This is a genomic window from Oceanitalea stevensii (assembly GCF_014837105.1).
In the GTDB taxonomy this organism is placed as follows: Bacteria; Actinomycetota; Actinomycetes; order Actinomycetales; family Actinomycetaceae; genus Oceanitalea; species Oceanitalea stevensii.
In genome coordinates this window covers 610,947-637,776 of record NZ_JACSPO010000001.1, presented here as the reverse complement: position 1 = coordinate 637,776, position 26,830 = coordinate 610,947, and the positions used below count along the sequence as shown (strand labels likewise).

Genomic DNA, 26,830 nt, shown 5'->3' with positions numbered 1-26,830 from the left:
CGCCCGCCCGCGGTACGCGGAAACTCTCACCGCGCGGCACCCGGGTGTGGAACCATTCGCCGTGATGGACCTCAGAGGACGTTTCAGCACGGCGACCGCGCGTGCCGCCTCCCGCCTCGGCCGGGAGCCCGACACGAAGAGGCGCTGGGCCGCGCGCGCCCGCGTCCTGCTCTACGTGGGCGTCACCTGCCTGCTCGTGTGGGAGCTGTACATCAGCGAGGTCGACAACCTCCCCACCGGCCTCACCGTCGTCCAGGTGGCGGCCATCGTCATCCTCTACGGACTGGGGCGGTGGCCGGTGGTGGCGGCCGCCCTCTCGATCCCGCTCGTCATGGCCGAGCTGCTCATCGGTGTGCACCCGTTCTCGCTCACCATCGTCACGTCCGTCGTCACCACCGGTGTGCTCATCGCCGTCCGTCCACGGCCGATCGGGTACGTGTACGTCGCCACCGTCATCACGATCCTCACCACGGTGCAGCCCACCGACCTGCCGCTCGCGGACGTCGCGTCCTGGCTCGTCGTCTTCTTCGTCCCCTGCCTGCTCGGTGAGGGGGTGCGCTTCCTCTCCAGCTCCGTCGACCGCATCCAACGCACGTCCGCTGCCCAGCTCACCCGCCAGCGTCGTGACCTCGCGCGGGAGCTGCACGACACCTCGATCCACGACATCACCTCGATCATCATGGCGCTCGAGCGAGCCAAGCTCACGGGCATCCAGGACCCGAAGGTGCTCGAGGAGATCGATCACGCGATCGCGATCGGTCGCCAGTCGGTCGTCAGCATGCGCGGAGTGCTCAAGATCCTGCGGGCCGAGGACGGCAGCGACCGGCGCTCGGGGACGGAGAACGTCCCTGCCGCGATCGCCGCCGCCGCGCCCACCCTCCAGCGCGCGCTGGACGACGCCCGCGCCTCGCTCGAACGGGCCGGTCACTCCCTCCAGGTGCACGTCGAGGACCACGTCGACCTCCCCCTGCCCTTCTCCGTCCGCACCGCTCTCGTGCGCGTCATCCAGGAGTGCACGGCGAACATGGCCAAGTACGCCCGCCCTGGTGCGCCGTGCACCGTGATGATCGAGCGGACCGACGTCGAGACCCGGGCCCTGTTCCTCAACGACGCGCGCGAGGGGGCCGAGGCGGACAGTGCGCTCAGCTCCGGCGTGGGGCTCATCGGCGTGCGCGAACGTGTCGAGGCGGTCGGGGGCAGCCTCGTCGTACGTCATCATGATGGGAGATGGATCATCCAGGCCTCCATCCCGACGATCAGCTCCGCGAGTGAAGGACAGGTAGAGCGTGCCGCACAGCACTGAGGGTGTCGCAGGACCCACCGACAAGGCCACGATCCGCGTGCTCCTCGTGGACGACGACCCCATGGTCCTCACCACGCTCCAGAGCTATGTGGCGACGGCGGACGACATCGACGTCGTCGGGACCGCCGAGGACGGGTCGCAGGTCCGCGACCTCGTCCGCACGCACGACCCGGACCTCGTCATCATGGACATCCAGATGCCGACGATGACGGGGATCGAGGCGACGGTCCAGCTCCGCAAGGAGTTCCCGAACCTGCGCATCGTGCTCCTCACGACCTTCGACGAGGACGAGTTCCTCCTCGAGGCGCTCGACGCCGGCGCCGCCGGGTTCCTCCTCAAGAACACCAGCCCCCAGGACCTCGTCCAGTCCATCCGCCGCGCGCACAGCGGCAACCGGGTGGTCTCCCCCGGTCCGACCGACCGGCTCATCGACAACTACCTGCTGCGCACCCCGAGCTCCTCCGAGGCCTCGGACATCGGGCTGTCCTCCCGCGAGCACGAGGTGCTCGAGCTGCTCTGCCGCGGTCGCTCCAACGGGCAGATCGCCGAGGAGCTCTTCGTCGCCGAGACGACCGTCAAGACACATGTCTCGTCAATCATGCGAAAGATGGGGGTCGGCTCCCGGCTCGAGATCGTCGTGTACGCCTACGAACGGCGCCTGGTGCGCTGATCGGCACCTGACCACAATTCATCCTCCTGAGGGACCCTCTTCCTACTTTCGAAGGATGACTGCCACGACGTTGGACGGGGACGATGTGGAAACCTCCACCCCTATCACCAGAAACTGAGGTTCTGATGAAGACCACCATCGCCCGCACGTCGGCCCTGGCCCTGGCGGTCATCGGCCTGACCATGGCACCGGCGGCAGCGTCCGTGCCCGGTAGCCACGAGCTCCCCGGCACCTCCCAGCCCGTCGTGACCCAGCCCGTGGTGTCCACGCCGGGCGGCAGCGAGATCACCCCGCAGATCTCCTTCTGCGGTGCGGTCCCGTGGTGGCTCTGGTGCCGCATCTGAGTCGCTGACACGTTCCATGACCGCGGAGCCGGGAGACCGGCGCCGCGGTCATGCCGTTTGACCCGCGGTCAGTCCGGCGGCGGCTCCGCACGTGCGGGCACCCGGGCGAGCAGCGGTGACCACGTGATCCGCGCCGTCGGCGCCGTCTCCTCCACGGGGCGCCCGGGGTGGGCCACGGGCCTCTCCCCCAGCTCGACGACGACGCGCACGACGGTCGTGACGACGATGACGACGACGACCGGCGCCGCCGCGACGAGCACGAGCGCACACGCCCCGAGCAGGGGCCCCAGGCTGGCCGGACGCAGACGCGCACGCCCGTCAGCGCCCTCCTCGACGCTCGTGACGACGACGGCGGCGAGGAGCGCCACCAGCGCCGCCACGACCGCCGCCAGCGCGATCGACGGTGCCGTCAGCCCGCCGCCCAGCGCGAGGACGCCCACCCCGAGCAGGACGACCCCGAGCACGACGAGCGGCACGACGACCGCCGGGCTCCCGAAGCCCCGCACGCCCGCCCACATGAGCCACTCCTGCACCGGCCCGGCCCCCGTGGCCCGGAGGGTGGCGCGGAAGAGCGTGTCCGCCTGCCGGCGCAGGCGCCTCGCTCTCGTGGCCCGTGCGGTCCGAGCGGCGGCGTAGAGCGTGTCGTGGAGCACCGCCGGCAGGGTCTGACGGCCGTAGCTCGCGATGACGCCCCACAGGACCGACGGGACCGAGGCGAGGTCGGTGACGAAGCCGGCCGGCACGACGTGCTCGACGGCGGCGCGCGACCAGGTGGGGCCGGTGGCGTCACGCCCGTCCGGGGGCAGCTGCGTGTAGCCGAACTCCTCGAGGACCTCGAAGCGGGTACGCCCGCTCCCGGCCAGCTGACGCAGGTCCACAGTCGGGCACGTGCGCCACCGTCCCTCGCGCTCCCTCACGAACGGCATGCCCTCACCCCCCTTCTCCTGCCGAGGCTACGGCCGGGGACCGACATCCACCCGGGCACCCCGTCGCTAGACTCCCGAGCGTGAGCTTCTTCGAGTTCGTCGGCGACTACTGGTGGCTCGTCTTCCCGCTCGGGGCGGCCTTCGGCGGCTCGGTGAGTGCCGTCGGCAAGAACGTGCGCAAGTGGGACGAGCGGCGCCGCCGTGACCGGCTCGAGCTGGCCCGGATCAAGTACGGCGCCCGCGCTGCGGCGGCCGAGCAGGCCACCGCCACCCGGACCGAGGTGGAGCGCACGATCGCCCGGCACGACGCCGTCAACGCCCGCTGGCTGCGCTACGAGCTCGACGTCGCCGCACTCATCGACTACCCGCTCATCACCGACATGCGCGAGCCGCTCACCGTCGACTTCCACCGCGCACGGCGCGACGCCGAGGCCGCGCGGCCCGAGGACCCGGAGCAGCTCCTCAGCGAGCCCGCCGACCTCGCCGCCTACCGGGAGGCGGTGCGCCACTACGAGACCGCCTTCGACCGCGCCGAGCAGGAGGCGCGGCGGCGGCGCACCTCGGACTTCTCGCCCAGCGAGCAGCAGGCCCTCGCGCGCGCCAAGCGCTTCCTCGCCCTCGCCGAGGACCCCGCAGCCGGCCAGGCCGAGCGCCAGTCCGCCTACCGCCGCACCACGCGTGAGCTCGAGGGACTCGTCGTCCTGCCCACCGCCGCCACCGACGCCGTCGAGCAGCGGATCGCGGGGGCGCTCGGCGCCCCGCCCGCCACCGGCGGGGCGACCACCGCCTGACCCGTCCGCCGGGGCCACGCCGTCGTCGGCGCCGGTCCCCCGCCGTCGTCGTGGGACGACTCAGCCCCGCCGGGCGGACCCGGCGGGGCTGAGCGTGCAGTCGGTGGGCGACCGCCGGTCAGTTCGAGCTGGGCAGCTCGCCGACCTTGTGGACCCGGATGGAGTTCGTGCTGCCGACCTGGCCCGGGGGCATGCCCGCGACGATGACGATGCGGTCGCCGTCCTCGGCCAGGCCCGAGCTCGTGAGGACCTTGTCCACCTGCGCGACCATCTCGTCGGTGTGGGCGACCTCGGGAACCTCGTAGGTCTGCACGCCCCAGCTCAGCGCGAGGGTGCTGCGCGTGGCCGTGAGCGGGGTGAAGGCGAGCAGCGGGATCGAGGAGCGCAGCCGCGACATGCGGCGCGCGGAGTCACCCGACTGGGTGAAGGTGACGAGGTACTTCACGCCGAGCAGCTCGCCGATCTCGGCGGCGGCCTTGGTGATGACGCCACCGCGGGTGTGCGGGGTGGTGCCCAGCGGCGCGATGCGCTCGCGGCCCTCCTCCTCGGTGTGCTCGACGATGCGGGCCATCGTGCGGACGGACTCGATCGCGAACTGGCCGACCGAGGTCTCACCGGACAGCATGACCGCGTCGGCGCCGTCGAGGATGGCGTTGGCGCAGTCGGAGACCTCCGCGCGGGTGGGGCGCGGGCTGGAGATCATCGAGTCGAGCACCTGGGTGGCGACGATGACCGGCTTGGCGTTGCGGCGGGCGAGCTCGACGGCCCGCTTCTGGACGATCGGGACCTCCTCGAGCGGGAGCTCGACGCCGAGGTCGCCACGGGCGACCATGATGCCGTCGAAGGCGTCGACGATCTCGACGAGGTTCTCCACGGCCTGCGGCTTCTCGATCTTGGCGACGACGGGGACGCGGCGTCCCTCCTCGTCCATGATCGCGTGGACGTCGTCGATGTCCGCGGCGAAGCGGACGAAGGACAGCGCGATGACGTCGGCGCCGAGGCGCAGCGCCCAGCGCAGGTCCTCCTTGTCCTTGTCGGACAGGGCCGGGACGCTGACGGCGACGCCGGGCAGGTTGAGGCCCTTGTTGTTGGAGACGGGGCCGGCGACCTCGACGCGGGTGACGACGCGGGGGCCGTCGACCTCGAGGATCCGCACGGCCACGCGGCCGTCGTCGATGAGGATGCGGTCACCGGGGGTGCAGTCACCCGGCAGGCCGGCGTACGTGGTCGACGCGATCTCCGCGGTGCCGGGGACGTCCTCGGTGGTGATGGTGAAGGTCTGGCCCTCGCTGAGCTCGACCTCCCCCTCGACGAACCGCCCGAGGCGGATCTTCGGCCCCTGCAGGTCGACGAGGACGGCGACGGCGCGGCCGGAGGCCTGGGCGGCGTCCCGGACGCGGTTGTAGACGACCTCGTGCTCGGCAGCGGAGCCGTGGCTTCGGTTGATCCGGGCCACGTCCATGCCGGCATCGACGAGCGCCTGAATCTGGTCGGCCGACTCTGTCGCCGGGCCGAGGGTGCACACGATCTTTGCTCTACGCATGGTGACCAGCCTATAGCCCGATTCGTCCTCGCGAGAGGGACGTTCGACCGGCGAACGCCCCTCTCGCTGGGTTAGGCGCCGAGGCTCGCGATCCCGGCACCCAGCGGGGCGCTGGACGCCGTCACCGGGACGGGCAGGCCGCTGCCGCCGTCGAGGTAGCGGTCCACCGCTGCCGCGCAGGACCGGCCTTCCGCGATGGCCCAGACGATGAGCGACTGCCCGCGGCCGGCGTCGCCGGCGACGAAGACGCCGGGCACGGACGTGGCGAACATCTCGTCGTGGACGACACGCCCGCGGTCGTCGACGGCCACGCCGAGCTGGTCGACGAGCCCGCCGCGGGGCACGCCCTCGAAGCCGATGGCGATGAGGACGAGCTGCGCGGGGATGAGCCGCTCGGTGCCCTCGACGGGGGTGGTGGAGCGGTCGGCGTGCCGGACGACCTCGACCATCCGGATGTGCGTGACCTGGTCGGGGCCGGCGCTGCCGTCGGAGACGAACTCGAGGGTGGCGGTGCCGAAGATGCGCTCGCCGCCCTCCTCGTGGGAGGTCGAGACCGTGAAGACTCGCGGGTCCATCGGCCACGGCTCCCCCGGTGCGCGGTCCTCGCCGCGGCGGACGTTGATGTCGATCTGGGTGACCGACCGGGCGCCCTGCCGGCGGGCGGTGCCGAAGCAGTCAGAGCCGGTGTCGCCGCCGCCGATGATGACGACGTCCTTGCCGGCCGCCGTCACCTGGTCCGGGACGTCGTCGCCGGCCACCACGCGGTTGGACTGGACGAGGTAGTCCATCGCGACGTGGATGCCGCCGAGGTCCCGGCCAGGGACCGGCACCTCGCGCGGGACCGTGGCACCGAGCGCGAGGACGACGGCGTCGTACCGCTCGCGCAGCTCCTCGCCCGTGATCTGGGTGCCGACGTCGACGCCGGGGCGGAAGATCGTGCCCTCGGCCTCCATCTGCGCCACCCGGCGGTCCACCTGGACCTTCTCCATCTTGAAGTCCGGGATGCCGTAGGTGAGCAGGCCACCGATCCGGTCGTCCCGCTCGAGCACGGCGACCGTGTGGCCGGCGCGCGTGAGCTGCTGCGCCGCGGCCAGGCCGGCCGGGCCGCTGCCGACGACGGCGACCGTCCGGCCGGTCTGCCGCTCCGGCACCTGGGGCGTGACGAGGCCCTGGTCCCAGGCGGTGTCCGCGATGGACTGCTCGATGTTCTTGATCGTCACCGCGGGCTGGTTGATGCCCAGGACGCACGCGCTCTCGCAGGGGGCCGGGCACAGGCGGCCGGTCCACTCCGGGAAGTTGTTCGTCGCGTGGAGCCGGCTGATCGCCGCCTCCCAGTCCTCGCGGCGGGTGAGCTCGTTCCACTCCGGGATGAGGTTGCCCAGCGGGCAGCCGGCGTGGCAGAACGGCACGCCGCAGTCCATGCAGCGCGTGGCCTGGCGGACGAGCGCCGGGGCGTCCTCCTGCCGCCGTTCGTAGACCTCACGGAAGTCGAGGATCCGCACCGGGACGGGGCGGCGGGCGGGCAGCTCGCGCTCGCGGTAGGTCAGGAAACCACGGGGGTCAGCCATTGGACACCTCCAGGATGGTGCTCCACACGTCCGGGGAACCGGCGTCCAGGCCCTCCTGGGCGGCGTCGGCGAGGGCGGCGGAGACGGCCGCGAAGCGGCTGGGCAGGACCTTGGTGAAGCGGGCGCACGCGGCGTCTGCGTCGGCAAGGAGCTCGGCTGCCACGGCGGAGCCGGTGTGCTCCTCGTGGCGGCGGAGCAGGTCGAGGACGATCGAGCGGTCCTCGGCGTCGAGCTCGACGAGGAGGAGCTCGCCGTCGGCCACGGCGGGCGCGTTGACCCGCCCGCGGTCGAGGTCGAGCACGTAGGCGGTGCCACCCGACATGCCCGCGCCGAGGTTGCGGCCGGTGGGCCCGGCGACGAGGACGGTGCCACCGGTCATGTACTCGAGGGCGTGGTCACCGACGCCCTCGACGACGGCGGTCGCGCCGGAGTTGCGCACGCAGAAGCGCTCACCGACGCGTCCGGAGAGGAACAGCTCCCCGGAGGTCGCGCCGTAGCCGATGACGTTGCCGGCGATGGTGTTGTCCGCGGCGACGAGCCGCGACTCCTCCTCCGGCCGGACGACGACGCGCCCGCCGCACAGCGACTTGCCGACGTAGTCGTTGGCGTCGCCGAGCAGCCGCAGCGTGATCCCCGGCGGCAGGAGCGAGCCGAAGGACTGGCCGGCGGTCCCGCGCAGGGTGATGTCGATCGTGCCGTCGGGCAGGCCGGCCGCCCCGTGGCGCTTGACGACCTCGTGGCCCAGCCGCGTGCCGACGGTGCGGTTGACGTTGCGGACCGGCAGGTCGAGGCGGACCGGGGTGCCGTCGTCGAGGGCGGGGCGGGCCCGCTCGATGAGGGTGACGTCCAGGCTCTTCTCCAGGCCGTGGTCCTGGGCGCGGATCCGGCGGCGGGCGGTGCCGGGTGCCGGGTCGACGTCCGCGAGGATCGGCGAGAGGTCCAGCCCGGCGGTCTTCCAGTGCCCGACGGCCTCGTCCGTGTCGAGCAGGTCGACCCGGCCCACCGCCTCGTCGAGCGAGCGCAGCCCGAGGGAGGCGAGCAGCTCGCGCACCTCCTGGGCGATGAACTCGAAGAAGGCGACGATGTGCTCGGCCTTGCCGGTGAAGCGCTCACGCAGCTCGGGGTTCTGCGTCGCGATGCCGACCGGGCAGGTGTCCAGGTGGCACACGCGCATCATGATGCAGCCGGCGACGACGAGCGGCGCCGTCGCGAAGCCGTACTCCTCCGCGCCGAGCAGGGCCGCGATGACGACGTCGCGGCCGGTCTTCAGCTGCCCGTCGGTCTGGACGGTGATCCGGTCGCGCAGGCCGTTGACGATGAGGGTCTGCTGGGTCTCGGCCAGGCCGAGCTCCCACGGCCCGCCCGCGTGCTTGAGTGAGGTGAGCGGGCTGGCCCCCGTCCCGCCGTCGTGGCCGGAGACGAGGACGACGTCGGCGTGCGCCTTGGCGACGCCGGCCGCGACCGTGCCGATGCCCACCTCGCTGACGAGCTTGACGTGCACCCGCGCGTCGGGGTTGGCGTTCTTGAGGTCGTGGATGAGCTGGGCGAGGTCCTCGATCGAGTAGATGTCGTGGTGCGGCGGCGGGGAGATGAGCCCGACGCCCGGGGTGGAGTGCCGGGTCCCGGCCACCCACGGGTAGACCTTGGTGCCGGGCAGCTGCCCGCCCTCGCCGGGCTTGGCGCCCTGCGCGACCTTGATCTGGATGTCGTCGGCGCTGGTGAGGTAGTCCGCGGTGACGCCGAAGCGGCCCGAGGCGACCTGCTTGATCGCCGAGCGGCGCCGCGGGTCGTGGAGCCGGTCGGTGTCCTCCCCGCCCTCACCGCTGTTCGACTTCGCGCCGAGGGAGTTCATCGCGATCGCGAGGGTCTCGTGCGCCTCGGCGGAGATCGAGCCGTAGGACATCGCGCCGGTGGAGAAGCGCTTGACGATCGAGCTGATCGGCTCGACCTCGTCCACCGGGATGGGCGCACGCTCGCGCAGGCGGAACAGCCCGCGCAGGGTCATGAGCCGCTCGGCCTGCTCGTCCACCCGGCGGGTGTAGTCGCGGAAGACGTCCATCCGGCGGCTGCGGGTGGCGTGCTGGAGCCGGAAGACCGTCTCCGGGTCGAAGAGGTGCGGCTCGCCGTCGCGGCGCCACTGGTACTCCCCGCCGGTCCGCAGCTCGCGGGAGGAGGGCGAGATGCCGGACGGCGGGTAGGCGGTCGCGTGCCGGGCGGCGACCTCCGCCGCGAGGACGTCCAGGCCGACGCCGTCGAGCGGGGCGGGGGTGCCGGTGAAGTAGCGGGCGACGAGCTCGCGGGACAGGCCGAGGGACTCGAAGACCTGTGCGCCGCGGTAGGAGGAGACCGTGGAGATCCCCATCTTGCTCATCACCTTGAGCACGCCCTTGCCCAGGGCGCGGATGACGTTGGAGACGGCCTGCTCCGGGGTGAGCCCGGTGACGACGCCCGTGTGGACGAGCTCCTCGGCGCTCTCCATCGCGAGGTAGGGGTTGACCGCGGCCGCGCCGTAGCCGATGAGGAGGGCCACGTGGTGGACCTCGCGCACGTCCCCGGCCTCGACGAGGAGGCTCACCTTGGTCCGGGTGCGGCGGCGCAGCGTGTGGTGGTGCACCGCGGCGGTGAGGAGGAGCGAGGGGATCGGGGCGAGGGCCGCCGTCGAGTGACGGTCGGACAGGACGATGAAGCTCGCCCCGCCCTCGATCGCCTCGTCGACCTCGGCGAAGATCTCCTCGAGGCGCTGCTCGAGCGCCGCTCCCCCGCCGGCCACCGGGTAGAGGCCGGAGACGACGACGGAGCGCAGCCCCTTGCCGGCGCGCGCGCTGCCGACGTTGACGACCTTGGCGAGCTGGTCGTTGTCGATCGTCGGGAAGGGCAGGACGAGCTTGCGGGCGTGCTCGGGGTCCTCGGCGAGGAGGTTCGGCTCGGGCCCGATCGCGCCGCCCAGCGACGTGACGAGCTCCTCGCGGATCGCGTCCAGGGGCGGGTTGGTCACCTGGGCGAACTGCTGGGCGAAGTAGTCGAAGAGCATCCGCGGCCGGGTGGACAGGACGGCGACGGGCGTGTCGGTCCCCATCGAGCCGAGCGCCTCCGCGCCGGTGCGGGCCATGGGCGCGAGGAGGATGCGCAGCTCCTCGTCGCTGTACCCGAAGACCTGCTGGCGGCGCCCCACCGAGGACCTCGAGTGCAGGACGTGCTCCCGGTCGGGCAGGTCGGCGAGGTGGAGGGTGTGCTCGGCGAGCCAGTCGCCGTAGGGGGCGGCGGCCGCGAGCTCGTCCTTGAGTGCGTCGTCGTCCACGACCGCCCCGGCGGCGGTGTCGACGAGGAACATGCGGCCCGGCTCGAGACGGCCCTTGCGGACGACGGTGGCGGGGTCGATGTCGAGGACGCCGGACTCCGAGGCGAGGACGACGAGGCCGTCCTCGGTGACGACGTAGCGGGCCGGGCGCAGGCCGTTGCGGTCCAGGACGGCGCCGATGAGGGTGCCGTCGGTGAAGGTCATCGCCGCCGGCCCGTCCCAGGGCTCCATGATCGTCGAGTGGTACTCGTAGAAGGCGCGGCGGGCCTCGTCCATCTCGGCGTGGTTCTGCCACGCCTCGGGGATCATCATGAGGACCGCGTGGGGCAGCGAGCGGCCACCGAGGTGGAGCAGCTCGAGCACCTCGTCGAAGGACGCGGAGTCGCTGGCGCCCGGCGGGCACACCGGCAGCAGCGGCTCGAGGTCGCCGAGCAGCTCGCTCGACGCGACGCCCTCGCGCGCGCCCATCCAGTTCCGGTTGCCGCGCACGGTGTTGATCTCCCCGTTGTGCGCCACCATGCGGAAGGGCTGCGCGAGCGGCCACGACGGGAAGGTGTTCGTCGAGAACCGGGAGTGGACGAGCGCCAGGGAGCTGACGAGGCGGGGGTCGCCGAGGTCCGGGAAGAAGCTCGCGAGCTGCTCGGTGGTGAGCATGCCCTTGTAGACGAGCGTGCGGGAGGACAGCGAGGCGAAGTAGACACCGAGCTCGTGCTCGGCACGCTTGCGCAGCCGGTAGGTGAGGCGGTCCAGCGCGACGCCGGAGCGCTCGCCGTCCGCGTCGGCGACGACGAGGTGGCGGAAGGCGGGCATCGTCGAGCGGGCCATCTGGCCCACGAGGTGCTCGACGACGGGCACCTCGCGCCAGCCGAGGACCCGCAGGCCCTCCTCGGCGGCGATGCGCTCGACGGTGGCCACGGCGGCGGCACGCTCGGTCGACGCCCCGTTGCCGCCGGGGAGGAAGGCCAGGCCGACGGCGTAGTGGCCAGGCTCCGGGAGCGCGAACGGCAGCTCGGCGCGGAGGAAGGCGTCGGGCACCTGGAGGAGGATGCCGGCGCCGTCGCCGGTGTCCTGCTCGGCGCCGACGGCCCCGCGGTGGTCGAGGTTCGCGAGGGCCGTGAGGGCCGCGTCGACGATGTCGCGGCCCGGGGTCCCACGAAGCGTGGCGACGAAGGCGACGCCACAGGCGTCGTGCTCGTACGCGGGGTCGTAGAGACCCTGGCGCGGCGGCGCCCCCGGCTGCGGCGTGGTTCCGTGGATCGGGCCCATGGTGCTTTCCCCTTGTTCCGTGACTGTCTTGACCAGAAGTGGGGCGCCGTTGACCCAGCGAGCGGGAACTTTACTCCCCGGTGACCCGATGGTGAACTCATCGGCCGCCGACACGCTCGCTGTCTTGCATGCTGGACGATGCACGTGGCACCGCCCGGGGCAGCATTCTGTGCACAGACCCGGCCTCGTGGGAAGACGTCGAGCACGGAGGTGGACGTGAGGAGCGAGATGACGCAGGGCGCGGACCCCGCCGCTGCCGAGGAGCTGGCGGGTCGCCTGTGGAGCTGGTCGAGCCGCTGGCACCCGGGCGAGCTGGCCTGGCTCTGGCGCGCCACCGGACCCGGGGCCGCCGGCTGGCGCACGGCGACCTGGCGCGCCGGCGGCCGGACCGTCGCGTGGGCGCGGTCGACGGCCCCGGGGCGCCTCGACCTCCAGGCCGACACCGGCCACGACGGGCTCGTCTCCGCCGTGCTCGACTGGTTCGAGGACGGCGCGGCCGGCCACGACCTCGCGGTCACCGTGCTCGACCGCGAGAGCTCCCTGCTCGAGGTCCTGCTGTCCCGGGGCTACTCCCCGGACGACGACGCGCCGAGCTTCCTCCACCTGCGGCGCCGCCTGGCGGCGGCCTCACCGCCGGCGCCCCTGCCTCCCGGCTACGTCCTGCGCGCGGTGGCCGGGGTGCAGGACGGGGACGCCCGGGCCGGGCTCCACCGTGCCGCCTTCGCCACGCCCGAGCCGACCGCCGCCACCTACCAGGCGGTCATGGCGCACCCGTCCTACCGCGCGGCCCTCGACCGGTTCGTCGTCGCGCCCGACGGCACGCCGGCCGCTGCCGCGCTCGGCTGGCTCGACGAGCGCAGCGGCGTGCTCGCCCTCGAGCCGGTGGGCACCCACCCGCGGTTCCGCCGCCGGGGGCTCGCGCGTGCCTGCGTGCTCGCCGTGCTCGGCGCCGCGGTCGAGCTCGGGGCCACCCACGCCCGGGTGTGCGCCCGCGACGGTGCCGCGGACCCTGCGCCCCGCGCCACCTACGAGGCGGTGGGGTTCCGCCCGTACGCCCGCAACGTCCGTCTCGTGCGTCCGGCACGCTGACCGTCGGCAGGGACGGCAGGAGCCGGGCCCCTCGGGGCCCGGCTCCGGTCACGGCTCAGCGGCCGCCCGCCTCCAGCTGGAGGATGCGGCCGAGGAGGCCGTTGACGAAACGCGGGGAGTCGTCCGTCGACAGCTTGGTGGCCAGCGCCACGGCCTCGTCGACGGCGACGGCACCCGGCACGTCGTCGTTGAACATCAGCTCCCACACGCCCAGGCGCAGGATGGCCCGGTCGACGGCGGGCATGCGCGGGAGTGTCCACTCCTGGGCGTAGGTGGTGATGAGCTCGTCGATCTCGGTGGCGTGGTCCGCCACGCCCTCGACGATCTCCACCGAGTACTGCGGCAGCGCGGTCTGCGCCGCGGTGTGCTGCAGGCGCTGGGCGAGCAGCTCGCGCAGCTCGATGTCCCACCCGGCCAGCGCGCGCTGGTCGGCCTCGTAGAGGACGTCGACGGCGCGGGTGCGCGCCTTGGTGCGTGCGGCCATGTCAGTCGTTCACGCGACCGAGGTAGTCCCCGGTGCGCGTGTCGACCTTGACCTTGGTCCCCTGCTCGAGGAAGAGCGGCACCTGGATCTCGTAGCCGGTCTCGACGGTGGCGGGCTTGGTGCCGGCCGAGGAGCGGTCGCCCTGGAGGCCCGGCTCGGTGTAGGTGATCTCGAGGACCACGGACGCGGGCAGGTCGATGTACAGCACCCGGCCCTCGTGCGTGGCGACGGTCGCCATCTGCCCCTCGAGGAGGAAGTTGGCGGCGTCACCGACGATGTCGGCGCCGATGAGGATCTGGTCGTAGGTGGACGTGTCCATGAACACGTAGTCCGTGCCGTCCTGGTACAGGTACTGCATGTCGCGGCGGTCCACCGTGGCGGTCTCGACCTTGACGCCGGCGTTGAAGGTCCGGTCGATCGTCTTGCCGGAGAGCACGTTCTTGATCTTGGTGCGCACGAAGGCGGGGCCCTTGCCGGGCTTGACGTGCTGGAACTCGACGACGGACCAGAGGTTCCCGTCGATGACGAGCACCATGCCGTTCTTGAGGTCGTTCGTGGTGGCCACTGAGGTCTTCCTTTCGAGAGAGCGGCAGTCAGCCTAGCGCGTCGAGCGCCCACAGACCCAGCACGGCGCACGCCCCGGCCCAGGTGTAGGAGATGAGCGTGCCGATGATGAAGCGCTCGGCGGCGGGGCTCACCTTGTCGGGGTGGCTCTCGCGCAGCTCCGGGTAGCGGCCCAGGCCCTTGACCGCGAGGACGACGGCGACGCCCTCGGGGAAGCCGGCGAGGACGGCGCCGGTGATGGCCGCACGCTCGAGCATCCCGATCCAGGTGCCGCCCCGCAGCACCCCGTTCGCGGGCGGGCTGGACTGCACGCGGCGCAGCACCAGGCCCGTCACCACCCGCCCGAGGAGGACGGAGACGACGAGCGCCGCGACGACGACCCCGGCTCCGGCCCAGCTCACGCGGCCACCCCCTCGGCGGCGGTCAGCAGCCGGGCGGCGAGCGGGTGCAGCCGCACCTCCTCCTGCCACAGGGCGGCGTCCAGGCGCTGGCTCACCGCCTGCGCACTGATCCCGAGCCGCTCCGCGGCCGCGCGCTGGGTGCCGCCCCCGGCGAGGAGGTCGACGACCTCCCAGCCGGCGTCGCTGCGGCGGCGCACGACGGCCGCGAGCAGCTGGAGCAGGGCCTCGGCCTCCTCCGCGGCGCCCGTGGCCACGCCGTCGACGGCGAGTGGCACGCTCACCGAGCGCCCCCTGGCCCGCTCGACGGCGGCGCGGGCGAGGATGAAGGCCTCCCCGGCGCTGGCGGGCGCGGACTCGGCCAGCGGCTCGACGACCGGGCCGGCACCGACGCCCACGCTCCACCCGCCCAGCCGCTGGAGCAGCAGGACGAGGCCGACGACGGCGTGCGGGTCGGCGAGCACCCCCTGCACCTCGTCGCCCACGGTCCGCTCGACCGGCAGGACGAAGGGGTCGGCCGACTGCCGCCCGCGCCACTCGGCGACGGCGTCGAGAAGCCCGGGCACGGCGTCCCCGCGGCTGCGGCTGGCCTTCTGGTCGGCCGTCATGACGAACATGACACAAGGCTAGATGCTTGATGCGACCAGATCAAGGGTTCAGCCTTTCACGGAGCGAGGGCGGCGTAGGCGCGCTCGAGCAGGGCGGGGTCCGGGCCCTCGAGGCGACCGGGTCGGCCGATGCCGTCGAGGACGACGAAACGGAGGGTGGCGCCGCGGGACTTCTTGTCGCGGCCCATGGCCTCGAGGAGCTCGGGCCAGCGGTCCTGGCGGTAGGCGGTGGGCAGGCCGAGGGAGCGCAGCACGTCCCGGTGCCGGGCGACGTCGGCGTCGGGCAGCCGTCCGGCGGCCCGGCCGAGCTCGGCGGCGAAGACCATGCCGACGGCCACGGCGTCCCCGTGGCGCCAGCGGAAGTCCTCGCTCAGCTCGATCGCGTGGGCCAGGGTGTGCCCGTAGTTGAGGAACTCGCGGCGCCCGGCCTCGCGGAGGTCCTCCGAGACGACCTCCGCCTTGACCTCGACCGCGCGGCGGACGAGCTCGGCCAGCACGTCGGAGCCCGCGTCACGCGCGGCGGCACCGGAGTCCGCCTCGACGAGCTCGAGGATGCGGGGGTCGGCGATGAACCCGGCCTTGACGACCTCCGCCAGCCCGGCGGCGTGGTCCTCGGGCGGGAGGGTGGCGAGGGTGGCGAGGTCGCAGACGACGGCGCGCGGGGAGTGGAAGGCACCGACGAGGTTCTTGCCCTCGGGGGTGTTGATCGCGGCCTTGCCGCCGACGGCGGCGTCGACCATGCCGAGGAGGGTCGTGGGCACGTGGATGACGGCGACCCCGCGCAGCCAGGAGGCCGCGACGAAGCCGGCGAGGTCCGTGGCCGCTCCCCCGCCCAGCCCCACGACGAGGTCCTGACGGGTGAAGGCGGCCCGGCCCAGCCGTGACCACAGCTCGGTGAGGACGGCGGCCGTCTTGGCCTGCTCACCGTCCGGCACGAGCGCGGGGTGCACCTCGTGCCCCGCGGACTCCAGGGCGGCGACGAGGCGCCCCGCCCGCTCGGCGAGCGGGGCCTGGTGGACGAGGAGCACACGCCGCGGCTCGCCGCCCACGGCGGCGGCCACCTCACGGTCCAGGCCGCGGCCGATGACGACCTCGTACTCGTGCTCGGCCCGGACGGGCACGCGCGCCTCGATCACGCCTCGCTCCGCGGGCGCAGGTCGCCGCGCTCGAGCGCCTCGGCGACGAGGGTGGCGAGCCGCTCGACGGGCTCGGTGTCGGTGTCGACGACGAGGCCGGCGACCTCCCGGTACAGCGGGCGGCGAGAGTCCATGAGGGCCTTCCACCGGGCGCGGGGGCTCTCGACGAGCAGCGGGCGCGCGCCGGACAGGCCGACGCGCGGCAGCGCCTTGGCCATGGAGACCTCGAGGTAGACGACGGGCACCGAGAGCAGGGCGGCGCGGGTGTCGGGGTGCTCGACCGCTCCCCCGCCCAGCGCCACGACGCCGTCGTGCTCGGCCAGCGCCCGCAGCACCTCGGCGTGCTCGAGCGTGCGGAAGTGCGGCTCGCCGTCCTCGATGAAGATGTCGCTGATGGTGCGGCCCTCGCGGCGCTCGACGGCGTCGTCGGTGTCGAGGAGCTCGACGCCGAGCAGCCGCGCGAGGACCTGGCCGACCGTGGACTTGCCCGCACCGGGCGGGCCCACGAGGACGACGCGGGCACGGGAGGCGGGCCCGCTCATCGCATGCCCTCCGGGATCGACTCGAGGTAGGCCGCGAGGTTGCGGGAGCACTCGGCCACGGAGTCGCCGCCGGTCTTCTCCAGCAGCGCCTCGGCGAGGACGAGGGCCACCATCGCCTCGGCGACGACGGCGGCCGGGGCCACCGCGCAGACGTCCGAGCGCTGGTGGATGGCCGTGGCGGCCTCACCGGTGGACACGTCGATGGTCCGCAGGGCGCGGGGCACCGTGGAGATGGGCTTGAGCGCGGCGCGCACGCGCAGCACCTCGCCGTTGCTCATGCCGCCCTCGACGCCGCCGGCGCGGTTGGTGGTGCGGTGCACGCCGTCGGCCTCGCGGACGATCTCGTCGTGGGCGACGGAGCCGCGGCGTCGGGCGGTGCGGAAGCCGTCCCCGACCTCGACGCCCTTGATCGCCTGGATGCCCATGACGGCGCCCGCGAGACGCGAGTCGAGCTTGCGGTCGCCGTGGACGAAGGAGCCCAGGCCGGGCGGCAGGCCGTAGGCGAGCACCTCGACGACCCCGCCGAGGGTGTCGCCGTCCTTGCGGCACGCGTCGATCTCCTCGACCATCGCGGCCGAGGTCGCGGGGTGGAAGCAGCGGATCGGGTCGGCGTCGAGCGCGGCGACGTCGTCGGGCCCGGGCACGGGCGCGTCGTCGGGCACGTCGACGGGACCGACGGCGACGACGTGGGACACGAGCCGCACCCCGGCGACCTGCTCGAGGACCGCGGCGGCGAGAGCACCGAGGGCCACGCGGGTGGCGGTCTCTCGGGCGCTGGCGCGCTCGAGGACCGGACGGGCGTCGTCCAGGGCGTACTTCGTCATGCCGACGAGGTCCGCGTGACCGGGCCGGGGCCGGGTGAGGGGCCGGTTGCGGGCGATCTCCCGCTGGTCCCCGGTGCCGGCGTCCACCTCGAGGAGGCTGGGGTCCACGGGGTCGGCCGACATCACGGTCTGCCACTTGGGCCACTCGGAGTTGCCGATCTCGATGGCGACCGGCCCGCCCATCGTGCGGCCGTGACGCACCCCGCCCAGGAGCCGGACCTCGTCCTGCTCGAACTTCATCCGGGCCCCGCGGCCGTAGCCGAGCCGGCGCCGGGCGAGCACCGCCCGCAGCTCCTCGGTGGTGATCGCCACGCCTGCCGGCACACCCTCGACCACGCCGACGAGGGCCTCGCCGTGGGACTCCCCTGCTGTCAACCAACGCATGCCTGGCATCCTGCCACGCCCCGCCGACACGCCTGCCTGGCGTCCGTCAGGCGGCGCGCTCACAGGCCGAGCACGGGGCCCAGGCGCACGGTGACGGCACCGGCCACGGCGGCACCGAGGAGCATCCACGGACCGAAGGCGATCGCCGTCGTGCGCGTGGCGCGCCCGGCGACGATGAGGACGAGCCCCGCGAGGCCGCCGAGGACGAAGCCGGCGATCGCCCCGAGCACGACGGCGCCCCAGCCCAGCCACCCGAGCCAGGCCCCGAGCAGCGCCCCGAGCTTGACGTCGCCCATCCCCAGGCCCGCCGGGCGCAGCAGCGCCAGCAGGAGGTAGCCCAGGCCGCAGGCCGCGGCCGCGAGGACCGCGCGCAGCAGCGCGTCCCACGCCCCTGTGACGAGCGCGGCGACGACGAGCAGGAGCGTGAGCACGACGGCGGTCGGCGCGAGGACCGCGTTGGGCAGGCGGTGGCTCGCGAGGTCCTCGGCGGCGAGGAGGACCCCGGCGACGGCGAGGACGAGCGCGGCCGGCAGGTCGGCGCGCCACCCGTGGAGGAGCAGGGTGAGCGCGACGGCGACGGCGCAGGCCCCGGCCAGCACGCCGGGGGCCTGCCACCAGCGTGCGGTGGCGGCCGGCTCAGCCGCCACGGCGGGCGAGGGCGCCGGTGAGCGCCGTCCGCATCGCCTCGAGCGGGGCCGGGCGTCCGGTCATGAGGCGCACCTGCTCGGCGGCCTGGTGGAGGAGCATCGCCCAGCCCGGCGCGACGGTGCCGCCCCCGGCGGTGAAGCCGGCGGCCAGGCGGCTGGGCCAGGGGTCGTAGGCGACGTCGAGGAGGACGCGCCCGCTCGTGCCGCCCACGGTGGCGAGGTGGTCCCCGAGCTCGTCCCCCGCGCCCGCGGGCAGGGTGGAGACGGTGACGTCGGCAGAGGTCACGGCGTCGGCGGCCTGCTCCACCGAGGACCAGCGGCGCAGGGTGACGTGGACGCCCATCCGGTGGGCCGCGCGCTGGAGCGCACCGGCCCGGGCCGGGTTGCGGACGAGGACGAGGGAGTCGGTGATGCCGAGCTCGGCGAGGGCCGCGAGGGTCGAGGCGGCGGTGGCCCCTCCCCCGAGCACGACGGCGCCGCTCGGGCGCCAGCCCTCCCGGCCGGACGCCTCGCGCAGGGCGGCGACGACGCCGTGGACGTCGGTGTTGGCCCCGACGACGAGCCCACGCCCGGGGCCGGGCTGGACGATGAGGGTGTTGACCGCGCCGACGACCTCGGCGAGCGGGTCGACGACGTCGGCCACCTCGAGGGCGACGTGCTTGAGGGGCATGGTGAGCGACAGGCCTGCCCACTCGCCGTCGAGGGAGGCGACGACGCCGCCCAGCTCGTCGGCGTCGACCTCCGCGAGCCCGTAGACCCACTCGATCCCCAGGGCCGCGTAGGCGGCGCCGTGGAGGACGGGTGACAGGGAGTGGCCGACGGGCTTGCCGAGGACGGCGGCCCGCCGCGCCCCGGCCGGCAGCGCGCCGGCCGGGTGCACGTCGTAGGTGGGCAGCGCGGGGCCGCCCGGCTCACCGCCGCTCACGCTCAGCCCTCGTCGTCGGTGGGGTTGGTCGCCAGCCACTCGCGGAAGAGCTCCTGGTTCTGCAGGTGCTCGGAGTAGTCACCGGTGAAGCGCGTCTCGCCGGTGTCGAGGTTGACGGTGACGAAGTAGCACCAGTCCCCCTCGGGCGGGTCGAGGACGGCCTCGATGGCCGCGACGCCGGGGGCGCCGATCGGGGTGGGCGGCAGGCCGGGGTGGATCCGGGTGTTGTACGGGTTGTCCGCGTTGTCCAGCTCCGAGCGCTCGGGCACACCACCGGAGCGTCCCAGGCCGTAGTTGATCGTCGAGTCCATGCCGATGAGACCGTCGTCGCTGCAGTTCTGCAGCCGGTTCTCCAGCACCCGCGCGACCTTCCCGCGGTCCTCGTCGCGGTTGACCTCGTGCTCGATGATCGAGGCACGCGTGAGGACGTCGTGCTGCTCGTCGGCGGGCACGTCGAGGGACTCGAAGGTGCTCTTCGTCTGCGCGACCATCGCGGCGAGGATGTCGGTCGCACCGGCGTCCGGCTCGAGGGTGTACGTCGCGGCGGCGAACCAGCCCTCGGGGTTCTCCGCGGCTTGCTCGGGCAGGCCGATGGCCTCGCGGTCCGCGGCGGCGGCCTCGACCTCCTCGAGGGGGATCTGGGCGACGCCGGCGATGCGTTCGTAGATCTGCTCGGCGCGCCAGCCCTCGGGGACGGTGATCCGCAGCTCGGACTTGTTCGCGGGGTTGAGCAGGGCGTTGACGGCGTCCTCGGCCCGCATCTGCTCCATGAGCTCGTAGGTGCCGGGCTGGATCTGCGCCGCGTCCGGGTTGGCGCTGAAGGCCTGGACGAAGGCCTGCTCGGAGGCGACGACGCCGGCCTCGACGAGCGTGGCGCCCATCGCGGCGCCGGTGGCCCCCTCGTCGATGACGACGGGCACGCTGCCCGAGCCGGGGCCGGGGTAGTCCTCGGCGGCCGGGGTGTCCGAGCCGTCGAAGAGCGGGCGCAGGACGAGGAAGGCGCCGACCGCGAGGGCGGCGACGAGGAGCAGGCTGAGCACGACGGCGACGGCGGTGCGCCGCCGACGGCGACGCTTGCGCTCGGCGCGGTCGCGTCGTGCGGAGCGCCGCTCGACGGACGAGCGGGGCTCGGGCTCATCGGCCAGCAGGGCCTGGTCGAAGAGGTCGCTCACGCCTCTGCCTCCATTCCGTGGTCGACGAGCTCCCCCGCCGGATGACCTGTCCGGCGCTCCTGGTCCAGGGCTGCCTGGAGGATCATGACGGCGGCGACCTGGTCGACCACCGCCCGGTGGCGTCGCCCCGGTCGGCCCGACCGGTGCAGCGCCTGGTGGGCGCTGACGGTCGTCAGCCGCTCGTCGACGAGCCTGACGGGCACGGGGTCGCACGCTCGCGCCAGCTCCCCAGCGTACTCCCGCGCCAGCGCGGCAGCATGCCCTTCGGCGCCGGACAGCTGCCGGGGCAGGCCGACGACGACGGCCGTGGCCCCCAGGTCGCGGACGATCTCGGCGATGCGCCGCAGCTGGGCGGGTCGCTCACCGGTCACGGTCTCGACCGGGGTGGCGAGCAGCCCGTCGGCGTCGCTGCGCGCCAGACCGACCCGCACCGCACCGACGTCGACGCCCACGCGGACGCCACGGACGAAGGCCGAGGCCTGGTCACTCATCGAGCGACCACGCCCCGCACGTCGTCCAGCACGCCGGCGAGAGCGGACGGGACGGCTGCCGGGTCGGTGCCACCGCCCTGCGCGACGTCGTCCTTGCCGCCACCGCCACCGCCGAGGCGGCCGGCGGCGCCGCGCACGAGCTGGCCGGCCCGCAGGCCCGCCTCGCGTGCCGCGGCGTTCGTCGCGATGACGACCGCCGGGCGGCCGTTGCTCGTGCCCGCGACGGCGACGACGGCGGGACGGGCGTCCCCGAGCCGCCCCCGGACGTCGAGGACGAGGGTGCGCAGGTCGTCTCCCCCGGCGACCTCACCGGCGTCGTGGACGACGACGAGCGTGCCGTCGACGTCCTGGGCGGAGTCGGCGAGCGTGCCGGCGCCGGCGAGGAGCTGCTGGCGCCGGACGACGGCGAGCTCCTTCTCGGCGGCCTTGAGGCGGGCCATGAGGGAGGACACGCGCTCGGGCAGCTCCTCGGGGCGGCCGCCGAGCAGGCTGGTGACCTGGCCGACGAGCGCGTGCTCACGGGCCTGGTAGCCGTAGGCGCCGGCCCCGACGAGGGCGTCGACGCGGCGCACGCCCGAGCCGATGGAGGACTCGCCGAGCAGCGTGACCCGGCCGATGTTGCCGGTGCGCGGCACGTGGGTGCCGGCGCACAGCTCCTTGGACCAGTCGCCGCCGATCGACACGACGCGCACCCGCGAGCCGTACTTCTCACCGAAGAGCGCCATCGCGCCGGACGCCTTGGCGTCCTCGATGTCCATGACCTCGTCGGTGACCTCGAGGTCCTCGGCGAGCTGGCTGTTGACGCGCTCCTCGATCTCCCCGACGACGGCGGCGGGCACCTGGGCGCCGTGCCGGAAGTCGAGGCGCAGGCGGGAGGGGGCGTTCTCCGAGCCGGCCTGGGTGGCCTGCTCGCCGAGCGACTCGTGCAGCGCCTTGTGGACCATGTGGGTGGCCGAGTGGGCGCGGGCGATCGCCGTGCGGCGCGCGGTGTCGATGCTCGCGACACCCGTCTCGTCCAGCGTCACGGTGCCCTCGGTGAGGCGGCCACGGTGGACGACGAGGCCCTTGACCGGCGCCTGGACGTCGTCGACCGTGACGATCCCGCCGCCCTGGAGGCGGATGGAGCCCTGGTCGGCGAGCTGGCCGCCGGCCTCGGCGTAGAAGGGCGTGCGGTCGAGGACGACCTCGACGTCCGCGGGCGCCGTCGCGGTCGGTACCGGCTGGCCGTCGACGAGGAGGCCGACGAGCCGGGCCTCCGCCGTCGTGTCGGTGTAGCCGAGGAAGAGCGTGCTGCCGCCCAGGCGGTCCTGGAGCTCGCGGTAGTGGGCCGGGTCGACGTGGCCGGACTTCTTCGCCAGCGCGTCGGCGCGCGCGCGCTCACGCTGCTCGGCCATGAGGTCCCGGAAGCCCTGCTCGTCGACGGCCACGCCCTGCTCGGCGGCCATCTCGAGGGTGAGGTCGATGGGGAAGCCGTAGGTGTCGTGGAGCGCGAAGGCGTCGGTACCGGGCAGCTGCGGGCGGCCGGCGCCACCGGCGGCGGCCTTGGCGCGGCCCACCGCGGAGTCGAGGATCGTCGTGCCGGCGACGAGGGTGCGGCGGAAGGCCTCCTCCTCGCCGTAGGCGACGTCGCTGATGCTCGCGAAGTCGCGCTCGAGCTCCGGGTAGGAGGGCGCCATCGCGTCCTTGACCACGGGCAGCAGCTCCGGCAGGACGGGCTCGTCCACGCCGAGGAGGCGCACGGAGCGCACCGCGCGGCGGATGAGGCGGCGCAGCACGTAGCCGCGGCCGTCGTTGCCCGGGCGCACGCCGTCGCCGATGAGCATGAGGGCCGAGCGGACGTGGTCGGCGACGATGCGCATCCGCACGTCGTCCTCGCCGTCGGCGCCGTAGCGGCGGCCGGTGAGCTCCTGGGTCGTGGCGATGAGCGGGTAGACCTCGTCGGTCTCGTACATGTTCGCCTTGCCCTGGAGCAGGTAGGCGATGCGCTCGAGGCCGGCGCCGGTGTCGATGCTCTTCTGCTCGAGCTCGCGGATCAGCGGGTAGCTCTTGCCGGTGCCCTCGCCGCGGAGGAACTGGTCGAAGACGAGGTTCCAGATCTCCAGGTAGCGGTCACCACCGGGGTCGACCGTGCCGCCCTCGGCCTCGGGGCCGAACTCCGGGCCGCGGTCGTAGTGGAACTCCGCGCAGGGGCCGGCCGGGCCGGGCTGGCCGGTGTCCCAGAAGTTCTCCTCGCGCGGCAGGCGCACGATGTGCCGCTCGTCGACGCCGATCTGCTTGAGGGCGGCGTGGGCCTCGGTGTCCTGGTCCCAGGTGGTCACCCACAGGCGGTCGCCGTCCAGCCCGTAGCCGCCGTCGGCCTGGGAGGTGGTGAGGAGGTCCCAGGCGAAGCCGATCGCCCCCTCCTTGAAGTAGTCACCGAAGGAGAAGTTGCCGTTCATCTGGAAGAACGTGCCGTGGCGCGTCGTGCGCCCGACGTTCTCGATGTCGTTGGTGCGCAGGCACTTCTGGACCGAGGCCACACGCGGCCACGGCGCCTCCTGCGTCCCGACGATGTACGGGATGAACGGCACCATGCCGGCGATCGTGAAGAGGATCGACGGGTCCGGCGACACGAGCGGCACGCTCGGCGCGATGTGGTGGTCGTGCTTGGCGAAGTACTCGAGCCAGCGGGAGCGGATCTCGGCGGTGCGCAATGGGACCTCGGGGGAAGGGTCGGGAGGGACGGAGTGTCAGTGGCGGTCGTCGCGGGCGCGGGCCGCGGCCTCGACGACGGCGTCGTCGGGCAGCAGGCGCTCGCGCAGCTCGGCCTCACGGTCGGCGTAGTCGGTGCGGAAGCCGGCGACGCGTGCCCGGACGCCGTCGGCGACGGACTCGAGCCGGGCGCCCACACCGCGGCGCACGGCCGGGGTGGCGAGCACGACGACGGCGAGGACCGTGAGGCCGACGACGGCGGTGCGACGCATCAGGCGCCCCGCCGGAACGCCCGCCGCACGGCGTAGGAGAAGGCGGCCACCTTGATGAGCGGGCCACCGACGGTGGCGGAGACGAGCGTCGTGAGCGCCGAGACGTTCTGGGAGACCTCGGTCGCGGCCGTGGTGACGGCGTCGACCTTGGCCAGCTGGGCGTTGCTCGCCGCGATGGTGGCGGCGGCCTCGTCGACGACGGGCAGGGTGTGGGCCGTGATCTCACGGACCGAGTCCGTCGCGGCGTCGAGCACCTTGCCGACCTTGAGGAGGGGGACGGCGAGGAAAGCCACGAGCGCGAGGAACGCGACGGCTGCCACGATCCCGGCGATGTCGCCGATGTTCATCTGCAGGCTCCTTGGTCAGGCGGGTGCTGCGGAGAGGCTACCCGGAAATGTCCGCGCCCCGGGCACCGGCGTGGCCGGCGCCCGGGGCGCAGTGTCGAGCGGGGTGGGTCAGCGCGAGTAGTACTCGACGACCAGCTGCACGTCGCAGGTGACGGGGACCTCGTCGCGCTTGGGGCGACGGACGAGCTGCACCCGGAGCTTCTCCAGCGCGACGTCGAGGTAGCCCGGGACGTCCGGCAGGACGTCGCGGTGCGCACCGGCGGCGGCGATCTGGAAGGGCGTCATGGTCTGGCTCTTCGGCTTGACCTGGATGACCTGGCCCGGCTTCACGCGGAAGGAGGGGCGGTCGACGAGCTTGCCGTCCACGAGGATGTGGCGGTGCACGACGGCCTGGCGGGCCTGGGCGATCGTGCGGGCGAAGCCGGCGCGGAGCACGAGGGCGTCCAGACGCATCTCGAGCAGCTCGACGAGCGACTCACCGGTCAGGCCGGACTCCTTGCGCGCCTCCTCGAAGACGCGGGTCATCTGGGCCTCGCGCAGGCCGTACTGCGCGCGCAGACGCTGCTTCTCCTTGAGACGGACGGCGTAGTCGGACTCGGTCCGACGACGGGCGCGGCCGTGCTCGCCGGGCGGGTAGGGACGCTTCTCGAAGTGCTTGACCGCCTTGGGGGTCAGCGCGATGCCGAGGGCGCGGGACAGGCGCACCTGGCGGCGCGACCGTGCCTGGTTGTTCTTGCTCATGCGTGTACTTCCTGTCGTTGTGACGTCACGCGAGCGGGAGGACTCCCCTCGCGCGGGGCCGACCATCGAAGGCTGGGACCCCAGGTGGCTGCCCGAAGGCAACCGGACAAGACTACCAGCGCCTCCCCACGCCCAGCGGACCCCTCCTGTGACCTCCGCCGCACCCGGCGCCCTGCCCCCCCGCCGTCTGCGTTCGTCCCCTCCCGCGTCGAGCGCTGAGTTGTTACGGAGGAACACGTGACCTGTCGGCGCGAAGGAACGGGGCCGGTGGGCTGGGGCACCGCCGTCTGGGTCCGCACCTTCCCCGCGTCGAGATCCGCAGCTCCCCCGCGTCGAGAGCCGCACCTCCCCCTCGTCGAGAGCCGCACCTCCCCCTCGTCGAGAGCTGAGTTGTTACGGAGGAACAAGGGAGCTGTCGGCGGGAAGGAACGGGACGGGTGGGCGGAGGCGTCGACGGCGCTCAGGCCGGGCCGAGGATGTCGCGGATGCGCTCGAGGCGGGTCGCGATGTCCCGCTCCATTCCGCGCGGGCGCGGCTCGTAGTACCGGCGCCCGACGAGCTCGTCGGGCAGGTACTGCTGGGAGGCGATGGCGTGGGGGACGTCGTGGGCGTAGACGTACTCGGTGCCGTGGCCGAGCTTCTTCGCGCCCGCGTAGTGCGAGTCGCGCAGGTGCGGCGGGACCGGCCCGGCCTTGCCCGCGCGCACGTCGGCGATGGCCTCGCCGATCGCGCGGTAGGAGGCGTTGGACTTGGGTGCGGTCGCGACGTGGACGACGGCCTGGGCCAGGACGAGGCCGCCCTCGGGCATCCCGATGAAGGCGACGGCCTCCGCGGCGGCGACGGCGGTGTGGAGCGCCGTCGGGTCGGCCATGCCGACCTCCTCGGCGGCCGCGATGACGATGCGGCGGGCGATGAACCGGGGGTCCTCCCCCGCGACGATCATCCGGGCGAGGTAGTGGAGCGCGGCGTCGACGTCTGAGCCCCGCATCGACTTGATGAAGGCGCTGGTGACGTCGTAGTGCTGGTCGCCGTCGCGGTCGTAGCGGACGGCCGCGACGTCGATGGCCCGCTCCATGGTCGGCAGGTCGATGGTGCCGGCGTCGTCCGCGGCGCCGGCGGCGGCCTCGAGGATGGTGAGCGCCTTACGGGCGTCGGCGCCGGCGAGCCGGACGAGGTGGTCGAGGGCGTCGCCGGCGAGCTCGTAGCGGCCGGCCAGGCCGCGCTCGTCAGCCAGCGCCCGCGCGACGAGCGCGCGGATGTCCTGCTCCTCCAGCGGCTGGAGGGTGAGGAGCAGGGAGCGGGACAGGAGCGGGGAGATGACCGAGAAGCTCGGGTTCTCGGTGGTCGCCGCGACGAGGGTGACCCAGCCGTTCTCGACCGACGGCAGGAGGGCGTCCTGCTGGGTCTTGGAGAAGCGGTGGACCTCGTCGATGAACAGGACGGTCTCCCCGCCCGTGCTCACGAGCCGGCGCCGGGCGTCCTCGACGACCTGCCGGACGTCCTTGACGCCGGCCGTCACTGCGGAGAGCTCGACGAAGCGGCGGCCCGAGGCTTGGGCGACGAGGTAGGCCAGCGTCGTCTTCCCCGTGCCCGGCGGTCCCCAGAGGATGACCGAGGACGCGCGCGAGCTGCCGCCCGGCTCGACGAGCCGCCGCAGCGGGGCGCCCGGCTTGAGGAGGTGCTCCTGGCCGACGACCTCGGAGAGGGAGGCGGGACGCATCCGCACGGCGAGCGGCGCGTCCGGACGGGCGGCGGGGGTGCCGGCGTCGTCGGCGCCCACGGAGTCGAAGAGGTCCACGACCGGAG

General features: G+C 73.7%; 25 protein-coding genes. 5 read left to right on the top strand and 20 right to left on the bottom strand.

The window, feature by feature from the left end; all coding sequences use genetic code 11:
- The first annotated feature begins 64 nt into the window (after nucleotides 1–64).
- From H9624_RS02950 to H9624_RS02940, 3 genes are all read left to right on the top strand, one after another.
- Nucleotides 65–1,303 (top strand): sensor histidine kinase, encoded by a 1,239-nt coding sequence (locus H9624_RS02950; RefSeq protein WP_251838980.1) that lies wholly within the window; start codon nucleotides 65–67, stop codon nucleotides 1,301–1,303.
- Nucleotides 1,287–1,973: a response regulator gene (locus H9624_RS16810; RefSeq protein WP_251838404.1), complete on the top strand. Its 687-nt coding sequence runs from the start codon at nucleotides 1,287–1,289 to the stop codon at nucleotides 1,971–1,973. The genes H9624_RS02950 and H9624_RS16810 overlap by 17 nt, the downstream gene beginning before the upstream one ends.
- Nucleotides 1,974–2,098: 125 nt before the next feature.
- Nucleotides 2,099–2,317 (top strand): hypothetical protein, encoded by a 219-nt coding sequence (locus H9624_RS02940; protein WP_251838403.1) that lies wholly within the window; start codon nucleotides 2,099–2,101, stop codon nucleotides 2,315–2,317.
- 68 nt (nucleotides 2,318–2,385) lie between these two features.
- Here the strand turns inward: H9624_RS02940 and H9624_RS02935 are convergent, their stop codons facing one another.
- Nucleotides 2,386–3,243, bottom strand: a complete 858-nt coding sequence (locus H9624_RS02935; RefSeq protein ID WP_251838402.1) for a DUF1353 domain-containing protein — start codon at nucleotides 3,241–3,243, stop codon at nucleotides 2,386–2,388.
- Between the two features lie 80 nt (nucleotides 3,244–3,323).
- Here H9624_RS02935 and H9624_RS02930 point away from each other — a divergent pair, with 80 nt between their 5' ends.
- Nucleotides 3,324–4,034 (top strand): hypothetical protein, encoded by a 711-nt coding sequence (locus tag H9624_RS02930; protein ID WP_251838401.1) that lies wholly within the window; start codon nucleotides 3,324–3,326, stop codon nucleotides 4,032–4,034.
- Between the two features lie 118 nt (nucleotides 4,035–4,152).
- On the opposite strand, the gene pyk is transcribed toward H9624_RS02930, so the two are convergent.
- From pyk to gltB, 3 genes are all read right to left on the bottom strand, one after another.
- A complete protein-coding gene (gene pyk, locus H9624_RS02925) occupies nucleotides 4,153–5,577 on the bottom strand; it encodes a pyruvate kinase (RefSeq protein WP_251838400.1) in 1,425 nt (474 codons plus the stop codon).
- 71 nt (nucleotides 5,578–5,648) lie between these two features.
- Entirely contained in the window at nucleotides 5,649–7,145 is a 1,497-nt protein-coding gene (locus tag H9624_RS02920; RefSeq protein WP_251838399.1) for a glutamate synthase subunit beta, read from the bottom strand.
- Nucleotides 7,138–11,709 (bottom strand): glutamate synthase large subunit, encoded by a 4,572-nt coding sequence (gene gltB, locus H9624_RS02915; protein ID WP_251838398.1) that lies wholly within the window; start codon nucleotides 11,707–11,709, stop codon nucleotides 7,138–7,140. The genes H9624_RS02920 and gltB overlap by 8 nt, the downstream gene beginning before the upstream one ends.
- A 228-nt stretch (nucleotides 11,710–11,937) precedes the next feature.
- On the opposite strand from gltB, the gene H9624_RS02910 reads away from it, so the two are divergent.
- On the top strand, nucleotides 11,938–12,798 hold the full coding sequence (locus tag H9624_RS02910) for a GNAT family N-acetyltransferase (protein WP_251838397.1): 861 nt from the start codon (nucleotides 11,938–11,940) through the stop codon (nucleotides 12,796–12,798).
- Nucleotides 12,799–12,853: 55 nt separating this feature from the next.
- Here H9624_RS02910 and nusB read toward each other — a convergent pair whose 3' ends face one another.
- The 16 genes from nusB to H9624_RS02830 form a co-directional block, all read right to left on the bottom strand.
- Nucleotides 12,854–13,282, bottom strand: coding sequence for a transcription antitermination factor NusB (nusB, locus tag H9624_RS02905; RefSeq protein ID WP_251303245.1), 429 nt, complete (start codon nucleotides 13,280–13,282; stop codon nucleotides 12,854–12,856).
- A 1-nt stretch (nucleotide 13,283) separates the two neighbouring features.
- On the bottom strand, nucleotides 13,284–13,847 hold the full coding sequence (gene efp, locus H9624_RS02900) for an elongation factor P (RefSeq protein WP_251838396.1): 564 nt from the start codon (nucleotides 13,845–13,847) through the stop codon (nucleotides 13,284–13,286).
- 28 nt (nucleotides 13,848–13,875) lie between these two features.
- Entirely contained in the window at nucleotides 13,876–14,247 is a 372-nt protein-coding gene (locus H9624_RS02895) for a hypothetical protein (RefSeq protein WP_251838395.1), read from the bottom strand.
- Nucleotides 14,244–14,861 (bottom strand): hypothetical protein, encoded by a 618-nt coding sequence (locus H9624_RS02890; RefSeq protein WP_251838394.1) that lies wholly within the window; start codon nucleotides 14,859–14,861, stop codon nucleotides 14,244–14,246. The genes H9624_RS02895 and H9624_RS02890 overlap by 4 nt, the downstream gene beginning before the upstream one ends.
- A gap of 47 nt (nucleotides 14,862–14,908) precedes the next feature.
- Entirely contained in the window at nucleotides 14,909–15,988 is a 1,080-nt protein-coding gene (gene aroB / locus H9624_RS02885; protein WP_251838393.1) for a 3-dehydroquinate synthase, read from the bottom strand.
- Nucleotides 15,985–16,530 (bottom strand): shikimate kinase, encoded by a 546-nt coding sequence (locus H9624_RS02880; protein WP_251838392.1) that lies wholly within the window; start codon nucleotides 16,528–16,530, stop codon nucleotides 15,985–15,987. Before H9624_RS02880 ends, aroB begins: the two co-directional genes overlap by 4 nt.
- Complete coding sequence (gene aroC / locus H9624_RS02875) at nucleotides 16,527–17,738, bottom strand: chorismate synthase (RefSeq protein ID WP_251838391.1); 1,212 nt, start codon at nucleotides 17,736–17,738, stop codon at nucleotides 16,527–16,529. The genes H9624_RS02880 and aroC overlap by 4 nt, the downstream gene beginning before the upstream one ends.
- Before the next feature lie 59 nt (nucleotides 17,739–17,797).
- Nucleotides 17,798–18,385 carry a prepilin peptidase gene (locus tag H9624_RS02870; protein ID WP_251838390.1) on the bottom strand — a complete coding sequence of 196 codons (588 nt, stop codon included), beginning with the start codon at nucleotides 18,383–18,385 and terminating at the stop codon, nucleotides 17,798–17,800.
- Entirely contained in the window at nucleotides 18,375–19,310 is a 936-nt protein-coding gene (locus H9624_RS02865; protein ID WP_307784913.1) for a shikimate dehydrogenase, read from the bottom strand. The genes H9624_RS02870 and H9624_RS02865 overlap by 11 nt, the downstream gene beginning before the upstream one ends.
- Nucleotides 19,311–19,312: 2 nt before the next feature.
- A complete protein-coding gene (mltG, locus tag H9624_RS02860) occupies nucleotides 19,313–20,482 on the bottom strand; it encodes an endolytic transglycosylase MltG (RefSeq protein WP_251838389.1) in 1,170 nt (389 codons plus the stop codon).
- A complete protein-coding gene (ruvX, locus tag H9624_RS02855; RefSeq protein WP_251838388.1) occupies nucleotides 20,479–20,973 on the bottom strand; it encodes a Holliday junction resolvase RuvX in 495 nt (164 codons plus the stop codon). The genes mltG and ruvX overlap by 4 nt, the downstream gene beginning before the upstream one ends.
- On the bottom strand, nucleotides 20,970–23,666 hold the full coding sequence (alaS, locus tag H9624_RS02850) for an alanine--tRNA ligase (protein WP_251838387.1): 2,697 nt from the start codon (nucleotides 23,664–23,666) through the stop codon (nucleotides 20,970–20,972). The genes ruvX and alaS overlap by 4 nt, the downstream gene beginning before the upstream one ends.
- 36 nt (nucleotides 23,667–23,702) lie before the next feature.
- The gene (locus H9624_RS02845) at nucleotides 23,703–23,936 is read right to left on the bottom strand and encodes a hypothetical protein (RefSeq protein ID WP_251838386.1); all 234 of its coding nucleotides are present in this window, start codon (nucleotides 23,934–23,936) and stop codon (nucleotides 23,703–23,705) included.
- Nucleotides 23,936–24,283: a DUF948 domain-containing protein gene (locus tag H9624_RS02840; RefSeq protein ID WP_251838385.1), complete on the bottom strand. Its 348-nt coding sequence runs from the start codon at nucleotides 24,281–24,283 to the stop codon at nucleotides 23,936–23,938. The genes H9624_RS02845 and H9624_RS02840 overlap by 1 nt, the downstream gene beginning before the upstream one ends.
- A 108-nt stretch (nucleotides 24,284–24,391) precedes the next feature.
- The gene (gene rpsD, locus H9624_RS02835; protein WP_152191075.1) at nucleotides 24,392–25,024 is read right to left on the bottom strand and encodes a 30S ribosomal protein S4; all 633 of its coding nucleotides are present in this window, start codon (nucleotides 25,022–25,024) and stop codon (nucleotides 24,392–24,394) included.
- 460 nt (nucleotides 25,025–25,484) lie between these two features.
- Nucleotides 25,485–26,822 carry a replication-associated recombination protein A gene (locus H9624_RS02830; protein ID WP_251838384.1) on the bottom strand — a complete coding sequence of 446 codons (1,338 nt, stop codon included), beginning with the start codon at nucleotides 26,820–26,822 and terminating at the stop codon, nucleotides 25,485–25,487.
- Nucleotides 26,823–26,830 lie beyond the last annotated feature (8 nt).